This is a genomic window from Hyphomicrobium sp. 99 (assembly GCF_000384335.2).
Lineage (GTDB): Bacteria > Pseudomonadota > Alphaproteobacteria > Rhizobiales > Hyphomicrobiaceae > Hyphomicrobium_B.
In genome coordinates this window covers 1931037-1952598 of the sequence record NZ_KQ031382.1, presented here as the reverse complement: position 1 = coordinate 1952598, position 21562 = coordinate 1931037, and the positions used below count along the sequence as shown (strand labels likewise).

The window sequence follows — 21562 nt, the reverse complement described above, 5'->3', positions numbered from 1 at the left end:
TTAGCTCATCACCAAGAATGTCTAGACGCCTCTCCGCAGAACGCCCGCGAGAAGGCCGACGACGATGAACACGACGGCGACCATCAAAAGAAGGTGCGCGCCAGAAATAGCCGTGCCGGCCACTCCGCCGAAGCCAAGAGCGGCGGCAACGATCGCGACAATCAGAAAAACGATCGCGTAGTAAATGAGATTACCACCCATGTGGTCCTCCATATCAATTCATTCGGGGAAGCAACGCACGCCGGAGTCATTGAGTTCCGCACCGCGCAGAAAAGGCATTTCGCGCCGCAAAAAAAGATCTTTTTGAACGTTTGCGCCGCTATTAACGGATGGCGATGAACGACGTGCGGAACTGCTCTGAAGATAATTCTTCGAGGACGGCACGCAGGTCAGCCGCGCGCTGCTCACCGAACGTCTTTTCAAAACGCCGCTGTGCTTCCAACCAAAGCTTGGTCGTCTGCTCGAGCTTTTTACGTCCGGCTTTCGTCAGCGTCACGTGCTTGATGCGGCGGTCTTTCTTATCCGGCACCAGCGCGAGGTAACCGTCGCGGATTAGCGGTTTCAGTGTATGGCCCAGCGCGGAGAGATCCATGACGATCTCCGTCGCGAGATCGCGGAGCGTTGGGTCGCCCATGATGGCGATCTGGGCCAGCATGCCGTGCTGAGTGGCGCGCAGGCCGCTCGGCGTCAGCGCGTCGTCGTAGATTTGTCCCAGCATGCGACTGGCACGGCGGAGCATCGCATTGTTGCAATCGCGTGTCATTTGCGCCCTCTTCCCGCAATCTGGCGCGGATTGAAAAAATTTTCAAGGCATATGCCACTGATTTGTTTCGACTAAATCCCGTCGGCGACGGTTTGGCGTTCGCTGCGGCGCGAAAGCCGGCTTGATTTCCATCCGCGCTCGTCCTTAATTGCTGGCATATGCCAGTATTTAATTCGGAGAAGCGCGCATGCTCGGCAAAGTAACCGCAAACACGATCGCCACACAGACAGTCGAGGCGGCCAACGGTATTCGATACGCCTATCGCCGGTTCGGAAATCCGGGCGCGGTTCCGCTCGTTCTGCTTCAGCATTTCCGCGGCAGCATGGATAACTGGGACCCCGCGCTGCTCGATGCTCTTGCCGCCGAACGCGAGGTTATCGCCTTCAACAACGTGGGCGTCGCCTCGACGAGCGGCACGACGCCGAACACGGTCACGCAGATGGCTCGCGATGCCATCGTTTTCCTCGAGGCGTTGAAGCTCAGCGAAGTCGACCTGCTCGGATTTTCTCTCGGCGGTTTTGTTGGCCAGGAGGTTGCACTCCTCCGCCCCTACCTGGTGCGAAAGCTCATTCTCGCTGGTACCGGGCCACAGGGCGGCCCGCTGATGCACGGTTGGCGAAAGGATATCGCGGACGCAGTGCGCACTGATCAACCTGGCGCCCAGGAGCTTCTTTACATCATGTTCAAGCAGACGACGACCAGCCAGGCAAAGGGCATGGAATACCTTGGCCGCTTCATGGAGCGGAAGGACCGTGATGCGCCGGGCACGCTTCAGACGCGTGACGCCCAGTACGACGCGGTGGTTGAATGGGGCATTCCGGATCACGGCAAACTGCAGCGCCTCGCTGCCATCAAGCAGCCGACGTTTGTCGCGAACGGCGACGCAGATTTGATGATTCCCCCTCACCTTACGCACCTGATGGGCGGCCTCATTCCAAACGCTCAGGTCAAGATCTATGATGACGCCGGACACGGCTTCCTCTGGCAGCACAACGTTGAGTTCGCCGCCGACGTCAATGCGTTTCTATCAAAGTGAGAGCGCGAGTTCCCTGAGATGACAACCGGGGCCAAGATCGAGACCAAACCGTTTGCGGGAAAACGCGTCGTCGTTCGAACGCGGCGAAGCCTCGACGACGTGCTGAACCGGCTTCGCAGCGTGATGGGTTTGGCCTCGAATTCAGATTTTTCGGCGGTTCTCAAAGACCACCCAAACGAGGCTGAGTTCACGCAGGAAGTCGAAGAACGTTTCGTCGGCAAAAGCGGCTTCATGCTTTTTGCCGTCTTCGATCACAGTGGCTGGCTTCCGCTCTTCGGTATCAAGCCGCGTGTGGTGCGCCTGATCCTCGGCAATCCGCTGTTGGCGATCACAATGATCCGTCACGATATCACGGCGGGGCTTTTCGCGCCTGTCGAGCTGCTCGTGACGGACAATCCCGATGGTGCGGGATCGACGATTACGTACGTGCTGCCATCGTCGCTTATGGTCATCGAGGAGAATAAGCCGCTGCTCGATGCGGCGCGGGAGCTCGACAAAAAGCTCGCTGCTTTAGTCGCTCACGGCGCGGATGAATGATCGAGGCGGCGATTGTGGCCGCCTCTCCTCTCGCATGAAATCGCTTTCTGAAATCTTTTCAGCTGCTTGGGTCGGCGAGACAAAACTTGCTTAACGCGCGGAAACCATCGCGCCCCGAGCAGGTTTGTCTTGAGGTTGAAGCAGACAGGAAAGGAGATTGTTCATGAAGCTTGTCACGACTGCTGCTCTCTTGGGCGCGAGCATGCTCGCATTTACTGCGACGACGGCATCCGCCGATATCGTTTGCAATGGTGATGGCGACTGCTGGCACGTCAAGGAACGCCATAAATACTCGCCTGATTTACATCTCCGTATTCACCCGGATGACTGGAAGTGGCGCGATTCCGATGCCACGCATTACCGGTGGCGCGAGCATGAAGGCCACGGCTATTGGCGTGGCGGCGTCTGGGTCGATCTGTAGAAGATCGATTTCTGCGCTTAACGACCGAATGCAAGATTCAAAAATGCCATCCTCGGCGCGCCGAGGATGGCATTGATGGTCGATGCTCTGATGACGCCTAGAGCGGAATGTTGTCGTGCTTCTTCCAGGGATTTTCGAGCGTCTTGTTGCGCAGCATGTTGAGTGCGCGGCAAAGGCGCTTTCTGGTTGTGGACGGCGTAATCACTTCGTCGATGTAGCCACGTTCCGCAGCCACGAACGGATTGGCGAAGCGCTTCTTATATTCGTCGATGCGCGTCTGGATTTTCACCGGATCGGAAAGTTCGGAGCGATAGAGAATTTCGGCCGCCCCCTTCGCGCCCATGACGGCGATTTCAGCTGTCGGCCAAGCATAGTTCACGTCGCCGCGAATATGTTTTGAGCTCATCACGTCGTATGCGCCGCCGTAGGCCTTACGGGTGATGACCGTTACTTTCGGCACGGTCGCTTCCGCGTAAGCGAACAGGAGCTTGGCGCCGTGCTTGATCAGGCCGCCATATTCCTGCGCGGTACCGGGAAGGAAGCCCGGCACGTCGACGAACGTGACGATCGGAATATCGAAGCAGTCGCAGAAGCGCACAAAACGTGCGGCCTTGCGCGAGGCGTCGCTGTCGAGCACGCCTGCGAGCACCATCGGCTGGTTCGCCACGATGCCGACGGTCGCGCCTTCCATGCGCGCGAAGCCGGTAACGATGTTCTTCGCGAACGCTTCCTGAATTTCGAAGAAGTCGGCTTCGTCGACAACCTTCAGGATCAGTTCCTTGATGTCGTAGGGCTTGTTCGGATTGTCCGGGATGATCGTATCGAGCGAGTGATCGATGCGATCCGGGCTGTCATGGCTCGGAATGACAGGCACGCCCACTCTGTTGCTCGACGGCAGGAAATCCATCAGCCGGCGCATCTGAAGCAGCGCTTCGAGATCGTTCTCGTACGCCTTGTCGGCGATCGACGATTTCGTGGTGTGAACCTTGGCGCCGCCGAGTTCCTCGGCCGTGACGGTCTCGTTCGTGACCGTCTTCACGACGTCGGGACCGGTGACGAACATATAGCTCGTGTCCTTCACCATGAAGATGAAGTCGGTCATTGCCGGAGAGTAAACGTCGCCACCGGCGCACGGACCCATAATCACCGAGATCTGCGGAATGACGCCGGATGCCAGCACGTTGCGCTGGAACACTTCGCCGTAGCCGCCGAGGGCATCGACGCCCTCCTGGATGCGGGCGCCACCAGCATCGAAGACGCCGATGATCGGGGCGCGGTTCTTCAGCGCCATATCTTGGATCTTCGTGATTTTCTTGGCGTGCGTCTCGGACAGCGAGCCGCCCATGACCGTGAAGTCCTTGGCGAAGACGTAGACCACGCGGCCGTTGATCGTGCCCCAGCCGGTCACGACGCCGTCGCCGGGGATTTTCGTCTTTTCCATGCCGAAGTCGGTGCAGCGGTGCTCGACGTACATGTCGAACTCTTCGAACGAGCCTTCGTCCATCAGAAGCTCAATACGCTCGCGCGCGGTCAGCTTGCCTTTAGCGTGCTGGGCGTCGATCCGGGCGCGGCCGCCGCCGAGACGGGCGTTGTCGCGGCGCTTCTCAAGCTCGTCGATGATGTCTTTCATGGAACCCCTTGCCTGGCTCGGGAAAAATGTGCGGAACGGCTCTCTAGCATGGCTCCCATACAGCGCAAACGATGAGTTGTCGCGAGGAGCGCGAGGCGGTTCCAGAGGCGGCTTTGGGGACGCGAGCAGCCCGCTTTTAAGGGGTGCTGGACGCTTCTTTACTGAGTTGGGCCGCGAGATCTGCGGTCTTTACCTCAACGAAGCCCGCGCCACGGATCGGCTCGATCACGACCGCATGCCCCTGTTTGGCCGCCCAGGGGAGCGTCGACCCCACGAAGTCTGCGATCGGATCGGCGATGACCTTCTTGCCGGCAAGCTTTTTCATGTGGGCCTCGGCGTCGGCACGCGTGGAAAAGACGTGCAGCCGGTCGGCGGACCGGGGCTTCTGAGTGCCCGGCGTCACCAGGGGGGCATCCTCCCCGCCGACGAAATAGACCTCGCCCTTTGTCCGAGCTGCGGCGGCATAGGGGGACACGGCCTCCACCTGTAGCCGGATTAGAAGATCGCGTGGATCAATCTCGGCCTCGATGGGGTCGGAAACCCAATCCGTCCCGGCAAACCCTTTCGCCTTCGCGATGCCCGGCAAAATATCAGTTGCAAAAACTTCCAGGGAGATATCCTGAAGCTCGCTATTGCCAGCCAAGGCCTCGGCCCAGCGCTCGGCCTCGAGTGGGCTCGACCAGAAGAGTTGCACAGTCCGACCGGAGACTTTCTGCGACGGCACGGAGGCATTCTCTTCGTCGGCGAGCGTCAGCACACGCCCTTCGCTCACCGCCCGGCGCACGAACCGGTCGCGTTGCGCAAGCTCTGGGATGCGCGGCGCATGGAGCATAGGGCACTGACCCTCAACCGAATCACTTCGCAAGTTTTCTCGAAAGGCGGCTTAAGAGCAAGCCTTGGCCGCTCGCCGAAGCTGATAACAGGCCAGAATTGGGATCACGCTTATCGGCATGATCGACCGCCCGACCGCCCTTGCAGCGGTAAGGTCCCTAGCCGGGAAGGCCGAGCAGCGAAAGGAAACGATTGGCAGACTCGAATTCGGCCTTGCGGCCCCGTCGCCTGGCGGTGGCTTCCGCGTCCTCGCCCCAGCGCGCGATCTCGAAATCCTCATCGACGTGCGCGGCTTTCCAGGCCGTCTCAGGGCTCAGCCATTGGCGGAACAGCGCCAGCGTGATCAGCGCCGATCCCGTCAGCGTGGTGATGACGTGGAGGGCCGAAAGCCGGAATGGATCGTCGGGCAAAGCCTTCAAGAATGCGGCGAGCGACGCCTCCGGCTGGTCGACGTGGAGTATCCCCGTCACGACCTGAAAATGAGCTTTGAGCGTCTCGTTCGCCCAGGCGACGATCGGGTCCCAGTGCTCGGATTGACTGTCCACGAGTTGCTGAGGCGTCTCGGCCCGATAGCAAACGAGATCGCTTCCTGCGTAGGCCGTGATGTCGGCCGCGACAGCATCGACTGCGTCGGCTACGGCGTCGATTGCCGTGTTGGCAAAGCGCGTCAGCGGCATCTTCGCCGGATTGATCACGTCGGTCTGCGCTCGCCATTCCTCGGCGATGGCCTCGGCCAGCGGGCGCGCCGGGAGCACGAGTGCGCGCTTCTTCGGCGTTTTGATTTGCCGGCCGTCGAGCAGAACCTGAAACGGCGCGGCGTCTCCGACGGTCACGTCTTTGTAGAAACGTTTTGGGAGCGGTTTTGCGAGACTATCGCTGATGGGGCTACGCGGACCACCTGAGGGGCGACCGGCGCCTGAACCCTCGCCAGCATTCCCGTTCTTTTCGCCGGCGCTCATGCTTCACATCTCTCCATAGCGAGCGCACGCTCGATTGCTTCGGGAAGATCCTCGAAACGCTCGATGATCAGATGCGCTCCCGCATCCTGCAGCGCGGCGACTTCGTGATAACCCCAGGCGACGCCAATCGCCGCGACACCCGCGGCGCGAGCCATCTCCATGTCGTAGGTCGTGTCTCCGATCATCACGGTCAGATCCGGGGTCGTATCGGTTTCGAGCATGGCGCGGAGAAGCATCGAGGGATGCGGCTTCGATGGATGATCGTCGGCTGTTTGAATTGTTGCGAAGCTCTCGTGCCAGCCTTCGCGCTGGAACAACCGGTCAACGCCTCGGCGCGATTTGCCCGTTGCGATGCCAAGCAGGTGATCGTCGCGCAAGGCAAGATGCGCGATGATCTCTTTCGCGTTCGGGAACAGGATCTCGGATTCCGACGGATCGTGCTTCAATTCGCGAAAGGCGGACTTGTAGCGTTCGGCAAGTTCGGTACGCGTCGCGCGATCATGGTCGGGTGCAAGAACGGAAAATGCTTCAGGCAAAGATAAGCCCACCACCGCAAGCGTCGCGGCCCGTGTTGGCGGTGTCAAAGCCAGTGACGAGAATGCGTGATCCATAGACAGGACGATGCCTGCCTGACTATCGACGATGGTGCCGTCGCAATCGAAAACTACGAGCTTCATGCGGGCTATCTAGCATGTGGGCCGGACGATGCAAAACCGCCGTTGCAGCCGATCCGAGGCGCCGATTTCGGGGCGATCCGGATTATCGGTCCGCCTCGGATTTTCGTTAATTTCGACGGAGGTTGCGCGGCTCCCAAGCCGTTATTCGAACTTCTGCGGATCGAAGCCCAGCAGATCCCATGTCGCTTGCATATGCTGAGGCAGAGGCGCGGTGACGTCGATCGTTCCGCCTTTCGGGTGCGGAATGACAAGACGGCGCGCGTGCAGGTGAAGCTTCTTGTCCATATTCTCGGCCGGCATATGGACGTCGCCTTCGTACTTGTTGTCGCCGACGATCGGATGGCCAATGAGATGCATATGCGCACGCAACTGATGCTGGCGGCCGGTTACGGGCTTCAATGAAACCCAGGACGCCTTCTGCGCGGCGCGATCGATGACGGAATAGTGCGTCGTCGCGTGCATGGCGACGTCCTGCTCGCCAGGACGGGCTTTGCGGACCTTGTCGCCGTCGGGACCCGACGCCTTCACCAGTGCGGCCTCGATCTTGCCCTGCGGCGGCTTCGGCACGCCCTTCACGAGCGCCCAATAGGTTTTGGCCGCCGAACGCGTCTGGAACGTCCGTCCGAGCTTCGCTGCCATGTCGCGCGATTTCGCAACGAGCAACACGCCGGTCGTGTCGCGGTCGAGACGATGAACGAGCCGTGGGCGTTCACCGCCGAAACGATCGGCCATGCCTTCCAGCATGCCATCGATGTGCTTCTTCGTCCCGGTTCCGCCTTGCACGGCGAGCCCAAACGGCTTGTTGAGAACGAGCACATACTCGTCCTCGAACAGGATCATTTTCTCGATTGCGTCGCGGTCGCCCTTGGAGACGCCCGGCGGCGCCTGCAGTCCGGGTCCCGCCTTCTTGGGCTGACGGATGATCGCCGGAACGCGGATTTCGGATTTGGCGCGCAACCGATCGTTGGCTTGAGCGCGCTTGGAATCGACGCGAATTTGGCCGGACCGCAAAAGCTTTTGCAGATACGTGTAGCCGACTTCAGGGAAATGCACGCGGAACCAACGATCGAGACGCATATCGTCTTCGCTGTCGGCGACTTTGATTGTTTCGACACTCATGAGTAAGGGTGAGCCCTGATTTCAACCGGAGGTCAAGGGTCACGTTGTCCGGACCGACTTGCCGAGCGACAACCGTGGCCTTAGGCGGCGCCATCCAGCAGATTTGACTTCGGCCATCTACTCTGACTTTTGTTATCCTATTTCCGATCGCCACTCCGTTAACGACCCGCCACCTCTATTCCCGCCGCTGAGGGAAATGTCAGCTCCAAATCGGTTCGCTCATGCAAAACTACATATGGATCGCCCTCGGCAGTGCACTCGGCGGGATGGGACGCTACTGGCTCTCAGGCGTGATCGCGGTCCTTGCCGGCGAAACCTTTCCTTTGGGCACGCTGATCGTCAATATTACCGGGTCGCTCGCCATCGGATTTATCGCGACGCTGACTGGGCCCGATGGGCGCCTGTTCGTATCTTCCACTACGCGTCAATTCATGATGATTGGGCTGTGCGGCGGATACACGACCTTCTCCTCGTTCAGTCTGCAAACGCTGAACATGATGAATGACGGGCAGTGGCTATATGCTGCTCTCAATATCGGCGCGTCAGTTTTCCTGTGCCTTATTGCAGTTTGGCTGGGGCACGTCGCTGCCGTCCACGTCAATTCGCTTAAATGGGTGTGACCATGCAGATCCCCCGCGATGCCGTGCTGCTCAGGATCTTTTTTGGCGAGGACGACAAGGCGGGCCGGGTGCCGCTTTATGAAGCCATCGTTTTGAAGGCGCGCGAGATGCATCTGGCCGGAGCGACCGTTCTGAGGGGACCGCTGGGCTTTGGCCGATCGAGTCGCCTGCACACTGCCAAGGTCCTTCGCCTCTCCGAGGATCTGCCGATGATCATCGAAATCGTCGACGCCGAAGACAAGATCAACGCCTTTTTACCCGAGCTCGAAACGCTGATGGGAAGCGGCCTGGTCACGTTGGAAAAGGTCAAGGTGCTTCGCTACGGCGACGGTGGACCGACGCCATAGGGAGGAAGAGCGGCATCCTAGGCGAGGTTTAAACCGCATACCCGGAAAGGTGGCCGATAGCGGCGGTCAAAGCCATCGCCAGGGCGCCCCAGAACGTGACACGCACGATTGCACGCCAAGCATTTGCGCCGCCAGCGCGGGCTCCGAGCGCGCCCAGCCCCGCGAGGCATATGAGCGAGGCTACGGTTACAATCAGTGTCACGTGGCCTCCGGACGACGCGATCGCGGCCACCAGCGGCACGGCAGCGCCAACTGCGAACGACGCCGCGGAGGCGAGCGCAGCCGTGATGGGGCGGGCGGTCGTTATTTCCGAAATACCGAGCTCTTCCCGCGCATGGGTGGCGAGGGCATCGTTCGCCATGAGTTGCTTGGCGACCTGGCGGGCGAGCGCAGGCTCGACTCCGCGCTTGGCGTAGATATCCGCGAGTTCTTGCAGCTCGAATTCAGGCTGTTCGACAAGCTCCTTGCGTTCGCGCGCAAGGTCAGCGCCTTCGGCGTCGGCCTGTGAGCTGACTGACACGTACTCGCCAGCCGCCATCGAGAGAGCACCGGCGACGAGCCCGGCGATGCCCGCGATCACAATCGACTTTTGCGAGGAATCGGCAGCGGCCACGCCCGCTATCAAGCTTGCGGTCGAGAGGATGCCGTCGTTCGCTCCAAGCACGGCGGCACGGAGCCAGTTCAATCGTTCGACAACGTGCTGTTCGGCTATGGCCACGGCTTGCTTCGCCTCCATTTCGAAGTTCATGCGCTTTGGACTACGTCCGGGCGTGGGCGCCGCACCATCCCGGCAGATAGTCGGCGTCTGCGCTTTTAGCGAATTCGAGGGCTTTCTGCAGTGCCGTCTCGAAATCGTTTTTAGCGGTCTTCGCGTCGACCCGGCGGCGCAACGCATCGGCCCAGAGAAATTCGCTGAAGGGCGTCGTGTCCTTGGCGTATCCTCCCGCGAAGCGCAACTCTCCCGCCAAACTGCGATAGGGATCGTCTACGAGATCGGCAACGCTTTTAGGTAGCGCCGTGCGGGGCTGGCGCTGTCCATCCGCATCGAAGGGATGCATCCAGTTGCGATTGTCCATGTGCGTCCAGAACTCATCCTTATCGAGCGCGCGGAGATCGGCGACCGGCGAGATGAGAATCTGGTCGACGCCTTCTTCGAACAGCGCGCGCGCAAGATGGTGATGATCGATCACGTAGTAGCGGCTTTTCGGGCCGCGAACGACGGGGATCATGTGACGGCCGAGGAATTGACCCGATTTGGTCGGGGCAAGGCCGCGCCAGTCCTGACGCTTCTGCTCGACCTCTCTCATGCCGACCGTCATCTGTGTTGGCCGGAGATCGGTAATTGCGACGGTGTGGAGCGTTGGCGACGCCGAGGGTGAAGATGACCGCGGCGATTGCGTTTCAGTCTGCGTGTTTGCTTGAGCCATCTTTCACCATCCAATAATCGCACAAGAAACTATCGAGAAAAGCCAGGCGAGAAATTGCAGGTGTAATGCGTGATTTGTAAGTCAGCTGATGGGCCTATGAAGAAACGACCGCTTATGAACTTAGCAAACGCTTAAGACCTCGCCGCATTTGGCGGGCCGCGAATTATTTATTCCGTTCGGCCCGGAGCTTAGCCCAGTAATCGAGACGCTTCCGGATCTCCCGCTCGAAGCCGCGTTCGGGCGGATCATAGTATTGCGGGCGCTTCCTGAACTCGTCGGGAAAATAGTTCTGGCCGGAGAAGGCGTCCGGCTGATCGTGATCGTAGAGGTAATCGGAGCCGTAACCCTCCTCCTCCATAAGTTTTGTCGGCGCGTTGAGAATGGTCTTGGGCGGGGATAGCGAGCCGTGCTCCTTCGCAGCGCGCATCGCGGCTTTGAAGGCAACATAGTTCGCGTTCGATTTTGGCGCCGTCGCTACGTAGATGACAGCTTCCGCCAATGCCAGCTCGCCCTCGGGGCTGCCGAGAAAATCGAAAGCGTCCTTGGCCGCATTGCAGACGACGAGCGCTTGGGGATCAGCGAGCCCGATGTCCTCGACGGCCATGCGCACCAGTCGCCGGGCGAGAAACAGGCGGTCTTCTCCGCCGTCGAGCATGCGGCAGAAATAATAGAGCGCCGCGTCAGGATCGGAACCGCGGACGGCCTTATGCAGCGCCGAGATGAGGTTGTAGTGACCTTCGCGCGACTTATCGTAGAGCGGCGCGCGGCGCTGGACGAGCTTCACCAAGGCTTCGCGGTTGAGCGGCTTGGCCTTCGCCGGCACGGCTGCGAGCACATCCTCAACGAGATTGAGAATGGCGCGGCCGTCGCCGTCGGCCATGCCTTTCAGCGCGTCGCGGGCATCGTCGTTCAGCGGTAGGGGGCGGCCGACCTCGGTTTCGGCGCGCGACAGGATCGTCTCGAGGTTCGCGTCATCAAGGCGGTTCAGCACAAGGACGCTGGCGCGCGAGAGAACAGCGGCGTTGAGCTCGAACGAAGGGTTCTCGGTCGTTGCGCCGACGAGGGTGATGGTGCCGTCTTCCATATACGGAAGGAAGCTGTCCTGCTGCGATCGGTTGAAACGATGGATTTCATCGATGAAGAGCAGCGTGCCTTTGCCCTGCTCGCGCATCATCTTGGCGCGGTCGAAGGCTTTGCGCAGCTCGGCGACGCCGGAAAAAATTGCGGACAGCTGTTCGAAGACGAGTTTCGTTTCGTTGGCGAGAAGCCGGGCGATTGTCGTCTTGCCGGAGCCGGGCGGTCCCCAAAAGATGAGGCTTGGGACGCGGCCGCTTTTCAGCATGCGCGTCAGCGTGCCGTCGGGCCCGACGATATGGTCCTGGCCGACGACCTCGGCGAGCGTTTTCGGGCGCAAACGGTCGGCGAGCGGCCGCGGTGCGCTTTTCTCCAGTCCGGCAGCTTCGAAGAGGTTAGCCATGTGGGGGTTATATAAGGCCGCCAGCCTGACGTCCAAATGGCAAAGCGCCGGTCCCTAGATTGCGCACAGCCAGCGTATCCGTCCCGGCTCTGGCTGGTGTACGGCCGGGATGACAAGCCGGGCCGGGTTCCGTCCGGCAGCCCATACCCCAGTGCCGTCATGCCGGCGGAGGCCGGCACCCGGACAAGTTTCAACAGGTCGGGTGGATGCTGTCCGTTCGGAGCGGATCGCTAGCAACGCTCGCTAGCAACGTATGTGCGGACGGTCGGCTGGATCCCGGCCTTCGCCGGGATGACGGTGGGGTGGGTGGCATTTGAGGTCGGCGCTGCGCCTCGGCCGGGATGACAAGCAGGGCGGTGGCGCGCGTACTAGTTCCGAACCGCGACGTTGACGGTTTTGGCGGGGCCGGAGTTGGCACCGGAGAGATCCGTGACCTGGACGTCGAACCAGGCCTTCTGCGCGTCCGAACCGTCATGAGCGAAATAAACCGTCCCCTTCTCGAGGTCGGCTTGTGAGAATGATGAGACGGGGCGTTTAGGGTCGCTCGAAAGCGCGACGTAGCCGCCGGCCGCGTTCGAGATCTGAAAGCTCAGATCCTCGGGCTTATCATCCGGATCGACCGCATTCAGGTCGGCCGTGGTGATGCGGACCGAGCGCCCTTTCGGAACGGTGAGATCGAGGTCGCCGCTGATCGCCGGGGGGATGTTTCGGACATGCGCGGAGAGTTCGCCGCCCTCTTCCATCGACAGGCGGCCGTATTTTATTTTGCCTGCGGCATGGCCCGTGCTCTTGATCTGGATGAGTTGCTGCACCCGCACATCGCCCTGCACCTGCCCACGAATTTCGGCGGTGTCGGCGTTGACGGTTCCGAAGAGTTGACCGCCTTCCTGGACCAAAACTTCGGAGGCGGTAACTTTGCCCTCGACGTAGCCCCAGATTTCGACTTTCTGGCCGCCGCTCTTGACCTCGCCCTTGAGGACGGCGCCTTCGCCGATGATCAGCACACCACGATTATCGGCCATCGGCGAACTCCATTACGCAAACTCACCCTATCGGGGGCGACCGTCGACTATGAATTTGTCAGCTTATCGACAGACCGGCCCGGCAAGCATCAACACGGTTAACGGCAAAGCAGATATGCCGCTCAACCCGGAACCTGGAGCTGTAGGACACGCTCACCTCGACGGACTGAGATCTGCCAGAGCCGCTTACGGGTCGCGAGAGCCTGTTCGGCCTCGCCGACGTTTGCGATCTGATCCTTGCCGATAGCAGCGATGACGTCGCCCGGCTGGAAGCCGAACGTCTGGGCCGTAGACCCATCTCGTACTGAGGTCACGACGACGCCATCGGTCTGATCCAATCCGAATTCGTCGGCGACCGACGGCAAGATGTTCGAAATTCTCGCACCATCGAGGGGATGATTGCCCGACAGGTTTTTCGCATCGTCCTTGCCGGGCTTTGGCGCGCCGACGAGGGGCAGACTAACATCAACCGACTTGTTGCTACGAAGAACCGTCAGCCGCGTGGTCTGGCCGATGCCTTTCGTCGTCAGGCGATAATAGACAGCGCGCGCATCGATGACTTCAACACCATCGACGGCGGTAATGACGTCGCCCGCCTGAAGACCCGCGGCGGCGGCAGGTCCCTTGTCGTAGAGGCGTGTCACGACGGCACCCGACACACGATTGAGGCCGAGGCCCTCAGCGATATCGTGGGACATGGCTTCGAGCTTGGCGCCTATCCATGGCTTCTCGACCTTCCGGCCGCCTGCTGCGCTTTCGGCATAGAGGCGCACCAAGTTCGATGGGATCGCGAAGCCGATGCCAACAGAACCGCCGGACTGCGAATAGATCATCGTGTTGATGCCGACGAGACGGCCGCCCATATCCACGAGCGCGCCGCCTGAGTTGCCGGGGTTGATCGCGGCATCCGTCTGAATGAAGACTTGGCTGTCGGATTGTCCGACTTCGGAGCGCGACAACGCCGAGACGATGCCGCTCGTCACGGTTTGGCCGACGCCGAACGGGTTGCCGATGGCGAGCACGAGATCGCCAACCTCGAGACTGTCGGAATCGTCGAACCGCAGATAGGGAAAGCTCCCCTCACCGCCGCCGTCGATTTTCAGAACGGCGATGTCGGCCTTTTCATCCTGCGCGATCACTTTCGCGTCGAATTCGCGCTTGTCGGTGAGCGCGACGCGGATGGCCGTATCGCCGCCGCCCTTGATCACGTGGGTGTTGGTTACAATCAAGCCATCAGGGCTGACGATAACGCCGGAGCCGAGAGAACTCATCACTCGTTCCGACGGGCGGCCGAGGGCTCGACCAAAGAACTGACGGAAAAACGGATCGTTCGCGAACGGCGAGTCGAATGTTTGAACGCGCGTTCGGACATAGACGTTGACGACGGCAGGCGCGGCCTTTTTCACAATCGGCGCAAAGGAATATTGCGCGGCCTCGCGCGAGGGCGGCGGCAGTTTCTCCTGCGCGAAGCTCACTTCGGTTGGACTGAAGAGCTTCGGCGCAACGCTCAGACCTGCGATGGCTGCGGCGCAAACCAGGACGACGTTTCTCATTCTCATCGATGGGCTCTTCCAGGTAGGGACATACGTGCCGTTCAGATATCGGACGGTCTCAATCAAGTCGAATCGGACGGAAGAAATATGTTCGAGCGAGCACCTAGATCAACCTAAGCTCTCGTAATGATCGGATCGCGGCCATCGCGGCGGTATCTGCAGACCGAAGGTCGAGGCCGAGATCCTTCTTCGCTCTTACGTTGGTGTAATCTTTCTTCTCGCCAAGTTCCGGGAGGATCGTCCGCATCTTTTTATCGACGAGCGCCATAATTTTCACGGCTGCATCGGGAAGCTCGAATTTCGGAACCTTGGAGCGAAGATCGGGCAGCTCGCGGGCCACGAGCTGACCGAGGTCATAGAGGCTGAGCGCGCCTTCTCCGATCAGATAGCGGTTGCCTGCCGCCTGCGGCCTAAGCGCGGCTTCGAAGTGCGCGGCAGCGACATCGCGAACATCCGCGACGGGGAAGCTGATTTTCGGGACCGCCGGATAGGTGCCGCGCGCCATTATCCGATAAAGCTCGTGTGAGGTCGATAAATCGTCATCGAGCGCGGGCCCTTGCACGAAAGCCGGGTTGATCACGGCAAGTGCGGGAGCGCCGAGTGTCGACTCGGTGAAGTCCCACGCTGCCTTTTCGGCAATCGTCTTCGACTTGATGTAGGGCGTCAGATCGCTGCGTGTTTCGTCCGAGAAATCGTCTTCCGAATAGACGTGTCCTTCCGCGACACCGCTCGGATAGAAGATCGCAACCGCCGATGAGGTCAGCACGACGCGCGCGACAGCGCCCGCCGTCGCGGATCGGAGGACGCGTAACGTGCCGTCGCGCGCCGGCATGATCACCTCTTCGGGATCATCGGGCTGAGCGATCGGAAACGGCGACGCGGTGTGGACGACGATCTGACTGCCGGCGACAGCTTCATCCCAGCCGTCGTCGCTCGAAAGATCGGCGACGATAAATGACACCTTCTCGGGGTCGCAGCCGAGCTTGACCACCGCGCGACGGACTTCGTCCGCCTTCTCCATGCTCCGAAGCGTTCCGCGCACGGCAAAGCCGCGCCGCAGGAATTCGGCGATCGTGTGCTTGGCAATGAGCCCGGACGCTCCGGTTACAACGACCGGTGGATTTGACGCCATGGCGTGAGACACCTATCGGCCGCTGGCATGCCCCGCGTGCTCCGATCATGTGAATAGTCTTCGGAACGTGTGGCGATGGCAATGTCCGATCGGCAACAGGCGCCGCGCGTCTCAGCAATTTCAAGGCATTGGGCTGTCATCCAAGAGGCGTCACACGGCTGTAATGGCCGGGGATTTAGTCTGCGTACGGCTGAAGAGGGCCTTTCTCGCGTATCGCCTGCAGAACTAATCCCGCGCCTGCTCCCCGATCGCACCACAGCCCTCAAAGCAAAAACCCCGGCGCTTTTCAGCGTCGGGGTTTTTAAATTGGGTGTTTGCCTGCGAGACTGACGCTCGCGGCTTATCAGGCTCAGTTCGAAGCAGCCTGCTCGGCGAGCTGCGCTTCGTGGCGGGCCTTATCTTCGGCGCCCTTCACGCTCTCGTCGCGATCGACGAGTTCGATGACGGCACGGGGTGAGTTATCGCCGTAGCGGAAGCCTGCTTTCAGCACGCGCGTATAGCCGCCGTTGCGGTCCTTGTAGCGCGGTCCGAGAATGTCGAAGAGCTTCTTGACCATGTCTTCGTCGCGGAGGCGCGCGATCGCCAAGCGACGCGAGTTCAAGTCACCGCGCTTTGCGAGCGTGATGTACTTGTCGACAACGCGCTTCAGGTCTTTCGCCTTCGGCAGCGTGGTGACGATCTGCTCGTGCTTGATGAGAGCTGCGGCCATGTTCGAGAACATTGCCTGACGGTGACCGACGTGACGGCCAAAGCGGCGGCCAAGCTTCTTGTGTCGCATAGTGTCTTCATCCTTACATTGTTGGCCTACGGCGCATGCTGCAGGCTTTGATTGACCGTTGGCTTTTCTGCCATCCGGCTGGCGCGGGAGTTTCTATGGCCTCACCTTCGCCGTCCTATTCCGGTGCTGTTGAGCTATCCGGATTATTTCAGCCGACCCGCGAGGTGCGAGCCGGCTGGAATTCTCAGTACTGGTCTTCGAACCGCTTCGCCAGCTCGTCGATATTGTCCGGCGGCCAGTTCGGCACTTCCATGCCGAGGTGAAGACCCATCGTCGCCAGGACTTCCTTGATCTCGTTCAGCGACTTGCGGCCGAAGTTCGGCGTGCGAAGCATTTCGGCTTCGGTCTTCTGAATGAGGTCGCCGATGTAGACGATGTTATCGTTCTTGAGGCAGTTCGCAGAGCGGACCGACAGCTCGAGTTCGTCGACCTTCTTGAGGAGTGCCGCGTTGAACGCGAGCTCCGGATGACGCTGCTCTTCCTGGGCCTTCTTCGGCTCTTCGAAGTTGATGAAGACCGCGAGCTGATCCTGAAGAATACGGGCTGCGAGAGCGACCGCGTCCTCGGGACGGATCGAGCCGTCCGTTTCGACGACCATCGTCAGCTTGTCGTAATCGAGGATCTGGCCTTCGCGCGTATTCTCGACCTTGTAGGAGACCTTCTTGACCGGCGAATAGAGGCTGTCGACCGGGATCAGGCCGATCGGCGCGTCCTCGGGACGGTTGCGGTCGGATGCAACGTAGCCCTTACCGATGTCGGCGGTGAACTCCATGCGGATCGCCGCGCCCTGGTCGAGGTGGCAGATCACGTGATCGGGGTTCAGAACTTCGACTTCGGAGGATGCTTCGATGTCGCCAGCGGTGACGGGGCCGGCGCCTTCCTTCTTCAGCACCATGCGCTTCACGCCTTCCGAATGGATGCGGAGCGCAATTTCCTTGATGTTGAGGATGATGTTCGTCACGTCCTCGCGGACGCCAGGCACGGACGAGAACTCATGCAGCACACCGTCGATCTGCACGGTCTTGATGGCGGCGCCCTGGAGCGACGACAGAAGCACGCGGCGCAGTGCGTTTCCGAGCGTCATGCCGAAGCCGCGCTCGAGGGGTTCTGCTACAACGGTCGCGATGCGCGAGCGGTCGCGGCCGGACTGAATTTCAAGCTTCGAAGGCTTGATCAGGTCTTGCCAGTTCTTCTGGAGAACATTCACGAGAAACCTCGTCTAGTTTTGCGCGGACGGGGGAGCGGGCCGCGGAATCTCTTGGCGGTAACTTTTACAAATAGCGGCGCGCCGAGCGGTCCCGGCGCGCGCAAAATCTCGTCTTAGACGCGGCGACGCTTGCGCGGGCGGCAACCGTTGTGCGGGATCGGCGTCACGTCGCGGATCGAAGTGATCTGGAAGCCGACGGCCTGCAGAGCGCGAAGAGCCGATTCACGACCCGAACCCGGACCGCAAACCTCGACCTCGAGCACCTTCATGCCGTGCTCCTGGGCTTTCTTGCCGGCATCTTCAGCGGCCATCTGAGCAGCATAAGGCGTCGATTTGCGCGAGCCCTTGAAGCCCTTGGTGCCCGAAGACGACCACGCGATCGTGTTGCCCTGGGCGTCCGTGATGGTGATCATCGTGTTGTTGAACGACGCGTTGACGTGTGCGACGCCCGACGTGATGTTCTTCTTCTCGCGCTTCTTAACTTTGCCGCGTGCTGCCGCTGCTTCCTTGGCCATTACCGTCGTTGCTCCATGCCTCGTTCAAGCGGAGGCGTAAATCGTTGCGCACGCCAGATGGCGTGCATGAACCCTGTGTGGTGACGAACTACTTCGTCGCCTTCTTCTTGCCTGCAATCGGAACGGCCTTGCCCTTGCGGGTACGGGCGTTCGTGTGGGTGCGCTGACCGCGGACGGGCAGACCCTTGCGGTGACGCAGACCGCGGTAGCAACCGAGATCCATCAGACGCTTGATGTTGGTCTGAACTTCGCGGCGCAGGTCGCCTTCGACCGTGTAATCGCGGTCGATCGTCTCACGGATCTGCAGAACCTCAGCGTCCGTCAGCTGATTGACGCGACGGTCGGCGGGGATATTGCACTTCGCGCAAATCTCTGCCGAGAACTTGGGCCCAATGCCGTGGATGTAACGAAGCGCGATCTCGACGCGCTTACCCGTTGGAATGTTGACGCCTGCGATGCGGGCCACTTCAGTCTCCTGCCTTTAAATCTCGAACCGAGTAACGATCTATCTTGTTGATTCTCAAGTGCAAATAGGCGCAACGACCGCAGCACCGGGGTTTCGTGCCCTGGTCCGGATCAAGTTGAGCCCTAAAAGAAAGTTGTGTCTTCTACCGCGGGTTATCCCTTCCGTCAATCCGTGCTTCTTTGTGTCACGCATGCTGGAATTGGTCCAGAACTTCGCCGATCTGGCGGCTGACCTCGGCGATAGGCTTCATGCCGTCCACCGTCTTAAGCAAACGATGCGCATAATAGTAACCAATAAGCGGCGCCGTTTCGCGGTAGTAGGCGATCAGGCGCGTCTTAAGGGCTTCCGCATTGTCATCGGCCCGGACGGTGCCACCGGCCGCGAGGGTTTCGCGAGCGCGACATTCGATCCGTTCGACGAGCTTCGTGTCGTCGACCTTCAGCTCGACGACGCAATCGAGGTGGCGGCCTTTCGACTTCAGCAGCTCATCCAGGGCATCGGCCTGGGGCAGCGTCCGCGGAAAGCCGTCGAGGATGAACCCCTTGGCGCAGTCGGCTTCCGAAATACGGTCGGCAATGATGCCGATGACGATTTCGTCGCTGACGAGGCCACCCGCCTCCATGATTTTCTTCGCCTTGAGACCGACCGGCGAGCCGGCCTTAACGGCCGCGCGCAGCATGTCGCCGGTTGAAAGCTGCGGCAGTCCGAGGCGCTCGGAGATCAGCTGAGACTGTGTACCCTTGCCCGCTCCTGGCGGTCCAAGCAGTATCAGGATCATCGCCGAGCCCCGCGCAGTTTGGCCTTCTTGATCAAGCCCTCATACTGCTGAGCGATGAGGTGGCTCTGGATCTGGGCGACTGTGTCCATCGTGACGCTAACCGCGATGAGAAGCGAGGTGCCGCCGAAGTAGAGCGGGATGCCGGCATACGACGTCAAGATCTCGGGAAGTACGCAGACCGCAGCCAGATAAAGTGCGCCGACGACGGTAATGCGGGTCAAGACGTAGTCGATATATTCGGCCGTCTTCTCGCCAGGGCGGATACCGGGAAGGAAGCCGCCGTACTTGCGAAGGTTATCCGCGGTTTCCTTGGGGTTGATCACGACCGCGGTGTAGAAGAACGCGAAGAAGAGGATCAGCAGCGCGTAGACCAGCATGTGCAGAGGCTGGCCTGAGCCGAGCGCGGCGACAGCTTCGTTGAGCCATTCCGGGCCCTGCCCCGCCGTGAACTGCGCAACCGTGATCGGCAGCAGCAAGAGCGAAGACGCGAAGATCGGCGGAATGACGCCCGACGAGTTGAGCTTCAGCGGGAGATGCGAAGCTTCGCCCTGGAACATCTTGTTCCCGACTTGTCGCTTCGGATACTGGACCAACAGACGTCGTTGTGCGCGCTCGAAGAACACGATGGCGGCGACGACAGCCAGAGCCAATACCAGGAAGAATACGAGAATTCCGGGCGAGATCGAACCGGTACGCGACAGCTCAAAGAGGTGTACCAGCGCTCCGGGAAGTCCGGCGACGATACCGGCGAAGATGATCAGCGATGTGCCGTTACCGACGCCGCGCTGCGTGATCTGCTCACCGAGCCACATCAGGAAGACCGTACCGCCGACGAGGGTGATCACCGTCGTCATGCGGAAGAACATGCCTGGTTCCAGAACCACGGCGCCAGCAGCGTTTCGCGAGCCTTCGAGACCAACGGCGATGCCATAGGCCTGCAGCGCTGCAAGAATGACCGTCAGATACCGCGTATACTGGTTGATCTGCTTGCGGCCGGCCTCGCCTTCCTTCTTCATGGCTTCGAGCTTCGGCGAGATCGAGCTCATCAACTGCATGATGATCGACGCCGAAATATAAGGCATGATGTTGAGCGAGAAGATCGCGAGACGCTCGAGCGCGCCGCCCGAGAACATGTTGAACATGCCCAGGATGCCGCCGGCCTGCGACTTGAATGTTTCGGCGAATGCAGCCGGATTGATGCCCGGCAGCGGGATGAACGTGCCAAGCCGGAATACGATCAGTGCGCCAAGCGTGAACCACAGGCGCCGCTTCAAATCCTCCGCCTTAGCGAAGGCCCCGAAGTTCAGATTCGAAGCAAGCTGCTCGGCAGCGGAAACCATTGGTCTCTTCTCCTAACCGTTGCGACCATGCCGAATGGCGCTATCGCAACTTGGGCCCGGACAGCGCCGTTTCCGGCGCCTTCCGGCCTCGACCGCTCAATCAGGCTGGTTGCCCAGCCTCAATCGCGCGCCCGCTTTATTCCTCTGACTTCGCGGCGCCGGGCTTCTTGCCCTTTGCGGCCTTCTTGTCGGCCGATTTCTTGCGCTTCTCTTCGTCCGCGGCGAGGATCTTGCGCTCGATCACGGTGACAGAGCCGCCAGCCTTCTCGATCGCTTCCTTAGCCTTCGCGGAGGCGTGATTGACCGTGATGGAGATCTTGGCCTTGATCTCGCCATCGGCGAGAAGGCGAAGACCGTCCTTCGCACGGCGCACGATACCAGCTTCGATGAGGGTCGCGAGATCGACCGGCTTGGAGCCGTCGAGACGCTTGTCATCGATCGCCTGCTGCAGCGAGCCGACGTTGATCTCGTTGAAGTGCTCAGGGCGCCACTTGTTGAAGCCGCGCTTCGGCAGACGGCGATGCAACGGCATCTGACCGCCTTCGAAGCCGCCGATCGCGACGCCGGTACGAGCCGTCTGGCCCTTGCCGCCGCGGCCGCCCATCTTGCCCATGCCCGAGCCGATACCGCGACCGATGCGGACGCGCGTCTTCTTGGCGCCGGGGTTGTCCTTAATGCCGTTGAGCCGCATAGTCGTTATTTCCCTTCTTCGACCTGAACGAGATGCTGAACTTTTTTCAGCATGCCGCGTACGGCCGGCGTGTCTTCAACCGTCGAGGTGCGACCGATCTTGTTCAGCCCGAGGCCGATCAGCGTATCGGCCTGCCGCTCGGGGCGCCGGTTGGCACTCCGCACCTGCTTAAGCGTGATCGTTTTCTTCGTCGCCATATCGTAACCTCAGGTCCCTTTGTGAAGCGGCAGAAATGC

At 60.6% G+C, this 21562-nt stretch carries 26 protein-coding genes; 5 read left to right on the top strand and 21 right to left on the bottom strand.

Annotated elements, in window-relative coordinates; genetic code table 11:
• Window positions 1-21: 21 nt before the first annotated feature.
• Window positions 22-201: a DUF1328 domain-containing protein gene (locus tag G359_RS09400; protein WP_045835916.1), complete on the bottom strand. Its 180-nt coding sequence runs from the start codon at window positions 199-201 to the stop codon at window positions 22-24.
• 121 nt (window positions 202-322) lie between these two features.
• Window positions 323-763, bottom strand: coding sequence for a MarR family winged helix-turn-helix transcriptional regulator (locus G359_RS09395; RefSeq protein WP_045835915.1), 441 nt, complete (start codon window positions 761-763; stop codon window positions 323-325).
• Between the two features lie 187 nt (window positions 764-950).
• Between G359_RS09395 and G359_RS09390 the strand changes: the two genes are divergently transcribed.
• The 3 genes from G359_RS09390 (at window position 951) to G359_RS09380 (ending at window position 2757) form a co-directional block, all read left to right on the top strand.
• Window positions 951-1799, top strand: coding sequence for an alpha/beta fold hydrolase (locus G359_RS09390; RefSeq protein WP_045835914.1), 849 nt, complete (start codon window positions 951-953; stop codon window positions 1797-1799).
• Window positions 1800-1817: 18 nt separating this feature from the next.
• Complete coding sequence (locus G359_RS09385) at window positions 1818-2336, top strand: DUF302 domain-containing protein (RefSeq protein ID WP_045835913.1); 519 nt, start codon at window positions 1818-1820, stop codon at window positions 2334-2336.
• Window positions 2337-2499: 163 nt separating this feature from the next.
• Window positions 2500-2757 (top strand): hypothetical protein, encoded by a 258-nt coding sequence (locus tag G359_RS09380; protein WP_045835912.1) that lies wholly within the window; start codon window positions 2500-2502, stop codon window positions 2755-2757.
• Window positions 2758-2854: 97 nt separating this feature from the next.
• On the opposite strand, the gene G359_RS09375 is transcribed toward G359_RS09380, so the two are convergent.
• The 5 genes from G359_RS09375 to G359_RS09355 form a co-directional block, all read right to left on the bottom strand.
• Window positions 2855-4387, bottom strand: a complete 1533-nt coding sequence (locus tag G359_RS09375; protein WP_045835911.1) for an acyl-CoA carboxylase subunit beta — start codon at window positions 4385-4387, stop codon at window positions 2855-2857.
• A gap of 136 nt (window positions 4388-4523) precedes the next feature.
• On the bottom strand, window positions 4524-5219 hold the full coding sequence (locus G359_RS09370) for a DUF2750 domain-containing protein (protein ID WP_045835910.1): 696 nt from the start codon (window positions 5217-5219) through the stop codon (window positions 4524-4526).
• A 157-nt stretch (window positions 5220-5376) separates the two neighbouring features.
• Entirely contained in the window at window positions 5377-6177 is an 801-nt protein-coding gene (locus G359_RS09365; RefSeq protein ID WP_052699278.1) for an ATP12 family chaperone protein, read from the bottom strand.
• The gene (locus G359_RS09360; RefSeq protein ID WP_045835909.1) at window positions 6174-6854 is read right to left on the bottom strand and encodes an HAD-IA family hydrolase; all 681 of its coding nucleotides are present in this window, start codon (window positions 6852-6854) and stop codon (window positions 6174-6176) included. The genes G359_RS09365 and G359_RS09360 overlap by 4 nt, the downstream gene beginning before the upstream one ends.
• 141 nt (window positions 6855-6995) lie before the next feature.
• Entirely contained in the window at window positions 6996-7973 is a 978-nt protein-coding gene (locus tag G359_RS09355; RefSeq protein ID WP_045835908.1) for an RluA family pseudouridine synthase, read from the bottom strand.
• A gap of 221 nt (window positions 7974-8194) precedes the next feature.
• Here G359_RS09355 and crcB point away from each other — a divergent pair, with 221 nt between their 5' ends.
• Window positions 8195-8593, top strand: coding sequence for a fluoride efflux transporter CrcB (crcB, locus tag G359_RS09350; RefSeq protein WP_045835907.1), 399 nt, complete (start codon window positions 8195-8197; stop codon window positions 8591-8593).
• Between the two features lie 2 nt (window positions 8594-8595).
• A complete protein-coding gene (locus G359_RS09345) occupies window positions 8596-8940 on the top strand; it encodes a DUF190 domain-containing protein (RefSeq protein ID WP_045835906.1) in 345 nt (114 codons plus the stop codon).
• 28 nt (window positions 8941-8968) lie between these two features.
• Here G359_RS09345 and G359_RS09340 read toward each other — a convergent pair whose 3' ends face one another.
• From G359_RS09340 to rpmD, 14 genes are all read right to left on the bottom strand, one after another.
• Complete coding sequence (locus G359_RS09340; protein ID WP_045835905.1) at window positions 8969-9676, bottom strand: VIT1/CCC1 transporter family protein; 708 nt, start codon at window positions 9674-9676, stop codon at window positions 8969-8971.
• Between the two features lie 22 nt (window positions 9677-9698).
• The gene (locus tag G359_RS09335) at window positions 9699-10367 is read right to left on the bottom strand and encodes a ParB-like protein (protein ID WP_045835904.1); all 669 of its coding nucleotides are present in this window, start codon (window positions 10365-10367) and stop codon (window positions 9699-9701) included.
• A 163-nt stretch (window positions 10368-10530) separates the two neighbouring features.
• Window positions 10531-11844, bottom strand: coding sequence for a replication-associated recombination protein A (locus G359_RS09330; protein ID WP_045835903.1), 1314 nt, complete (start codon window positions 11842-11844; stop codon window positions 10531-10533).
• A 368-nt stretch (window positions 11845-12212) separates the two neighbouring features.
• Entirely contained in the window at window positions 12213-12866 is a 654-nt protein-coding gene (locus G359_RS09325) for a cadherin-like domain-containing protein (protein WP_045835902.1), read from the bottom strand.
• A gap of 122 nt (window positions 12867-12988) precedes the next feature.
• Complete coding sequence (locus G359_RS09320) at window positions 12989-14425, bottom strand: Do family serine endopeptidase (RefSeq protein ID WP_045837842.1); 1437 nt, start codon at window positions 14423-14425, stop codon at window positions 12989-12991.
• Window positions 14426-14522: 97 nt separating this feature from the next.
• Window positions 14523-15551 (bottom strand): NAD-dependent epimerase/dehydratase family protein, encoded by a 1029-nt coding sequence (locus tag G359_RS09315; protein WP_045835901.1) that lies wholly within the window; start codon window positions 15549-15551, stop codon window positions 14523-14525.
• Between the two features lie 349 nt (window positions 15552-15900).
• Complete coding sequence (rplQ, locus tag G359_RS09310; RefSeq protein ID WP_082072883.1) at window positions 15901-16329, bottom strand: 50S ribosomal protein L17; 429 nt, start codon at window positions 16327-16329, stop codon at window positions 15901-15903.
• 184 nt (window positions 16330-16513) lie between these two features.
• On the bottom strand, window positions 16514-17536 hold the full coding sequence (locus tag G359_RS09305; RefSeq protein WP_045835899.1) for a DNA-directed RNA polymerase subunit alpha: 1023 nt from the start codon (window positions 17534-17536) through the stop codon (window positions 16514-16516).
• 113 nt (window positions 17537-17649) lie between these two features.
• Window positions 17650-18051 carry a 30S ribosomal protein S11 gene (gene rpsK, locus G359_RS09300; protein WP_045835898.1) on the bottom strand — a complete coding sequence of 134 codons (402 nt, stop codon included), beginning with the start codon at window positions 18049-18051 and terminating at the stop codon, window positions 17650-17652.
• A gap of 88 nt (window positions 18052-18139) precedes the next feature.
• The gene (gene rpsM, locus G359_RS09295; protein WP_045835897.1) at window positions 18140-18517 is read right to left on the bottom strand and encodes a 30S ribosomal protein S13; all 378 of its coding nucleotides are present in this window, start codon (window positions 18515-18517) and stop codon (window positions 18140-18142) included.
• 184 nt (window positions 18518-18701) lie between these two features.
• On the bottom strand, window positions 18702-19295 hold the full coding sequence (locus G359_RS09290) for an adenylate kinase (protein WP_045835896.1): 594 nt from the start codon (window positions 19293-19295) through the stop codon (window positions 18702-18704).
• Complete coding sequence (secY, locus tag G359_RS09285) at window positions 19292-20635, bottom strand: preprotein translocase subunit SecY (RefSeq protein WP_045835895.1); 1344 nt, start codon at window positions 20633-20635, stop codon at window positions 19292-19294. Before secY ends, G359_RS09290 begins: the two co-directional genes overlap by 4 nt.
• A 136-nt stretch (window positions 20636-20771) precedes the next feature.
• The gene (gene rplO / locus G359_RS09280; protein ID WP_045835894.1) at window positions 20772-21326 is read right to left on the bottom strand and encodes a 50S ribosomal protein L15; all 555 of its coding nucleotides are present in this window, start codon (window positions 21324-21326) and stop codon (window positions 20772-20774) included.
• A 5-nt stretch (window positions 21327-21331) separates the two neighbouring features.
• Complete coding sequence (gene rpmD, locus G359_RS09275) at window positions 21332-21523, bottom strand: 50S ribosomal protein L30 (protein WP_045835893.1); 192 nt, start codon at window positions 21521-21523, stop codon at window positions 21332-21334.
• Window positions 21524-21562: the final 39 nt, after the last annotated feature.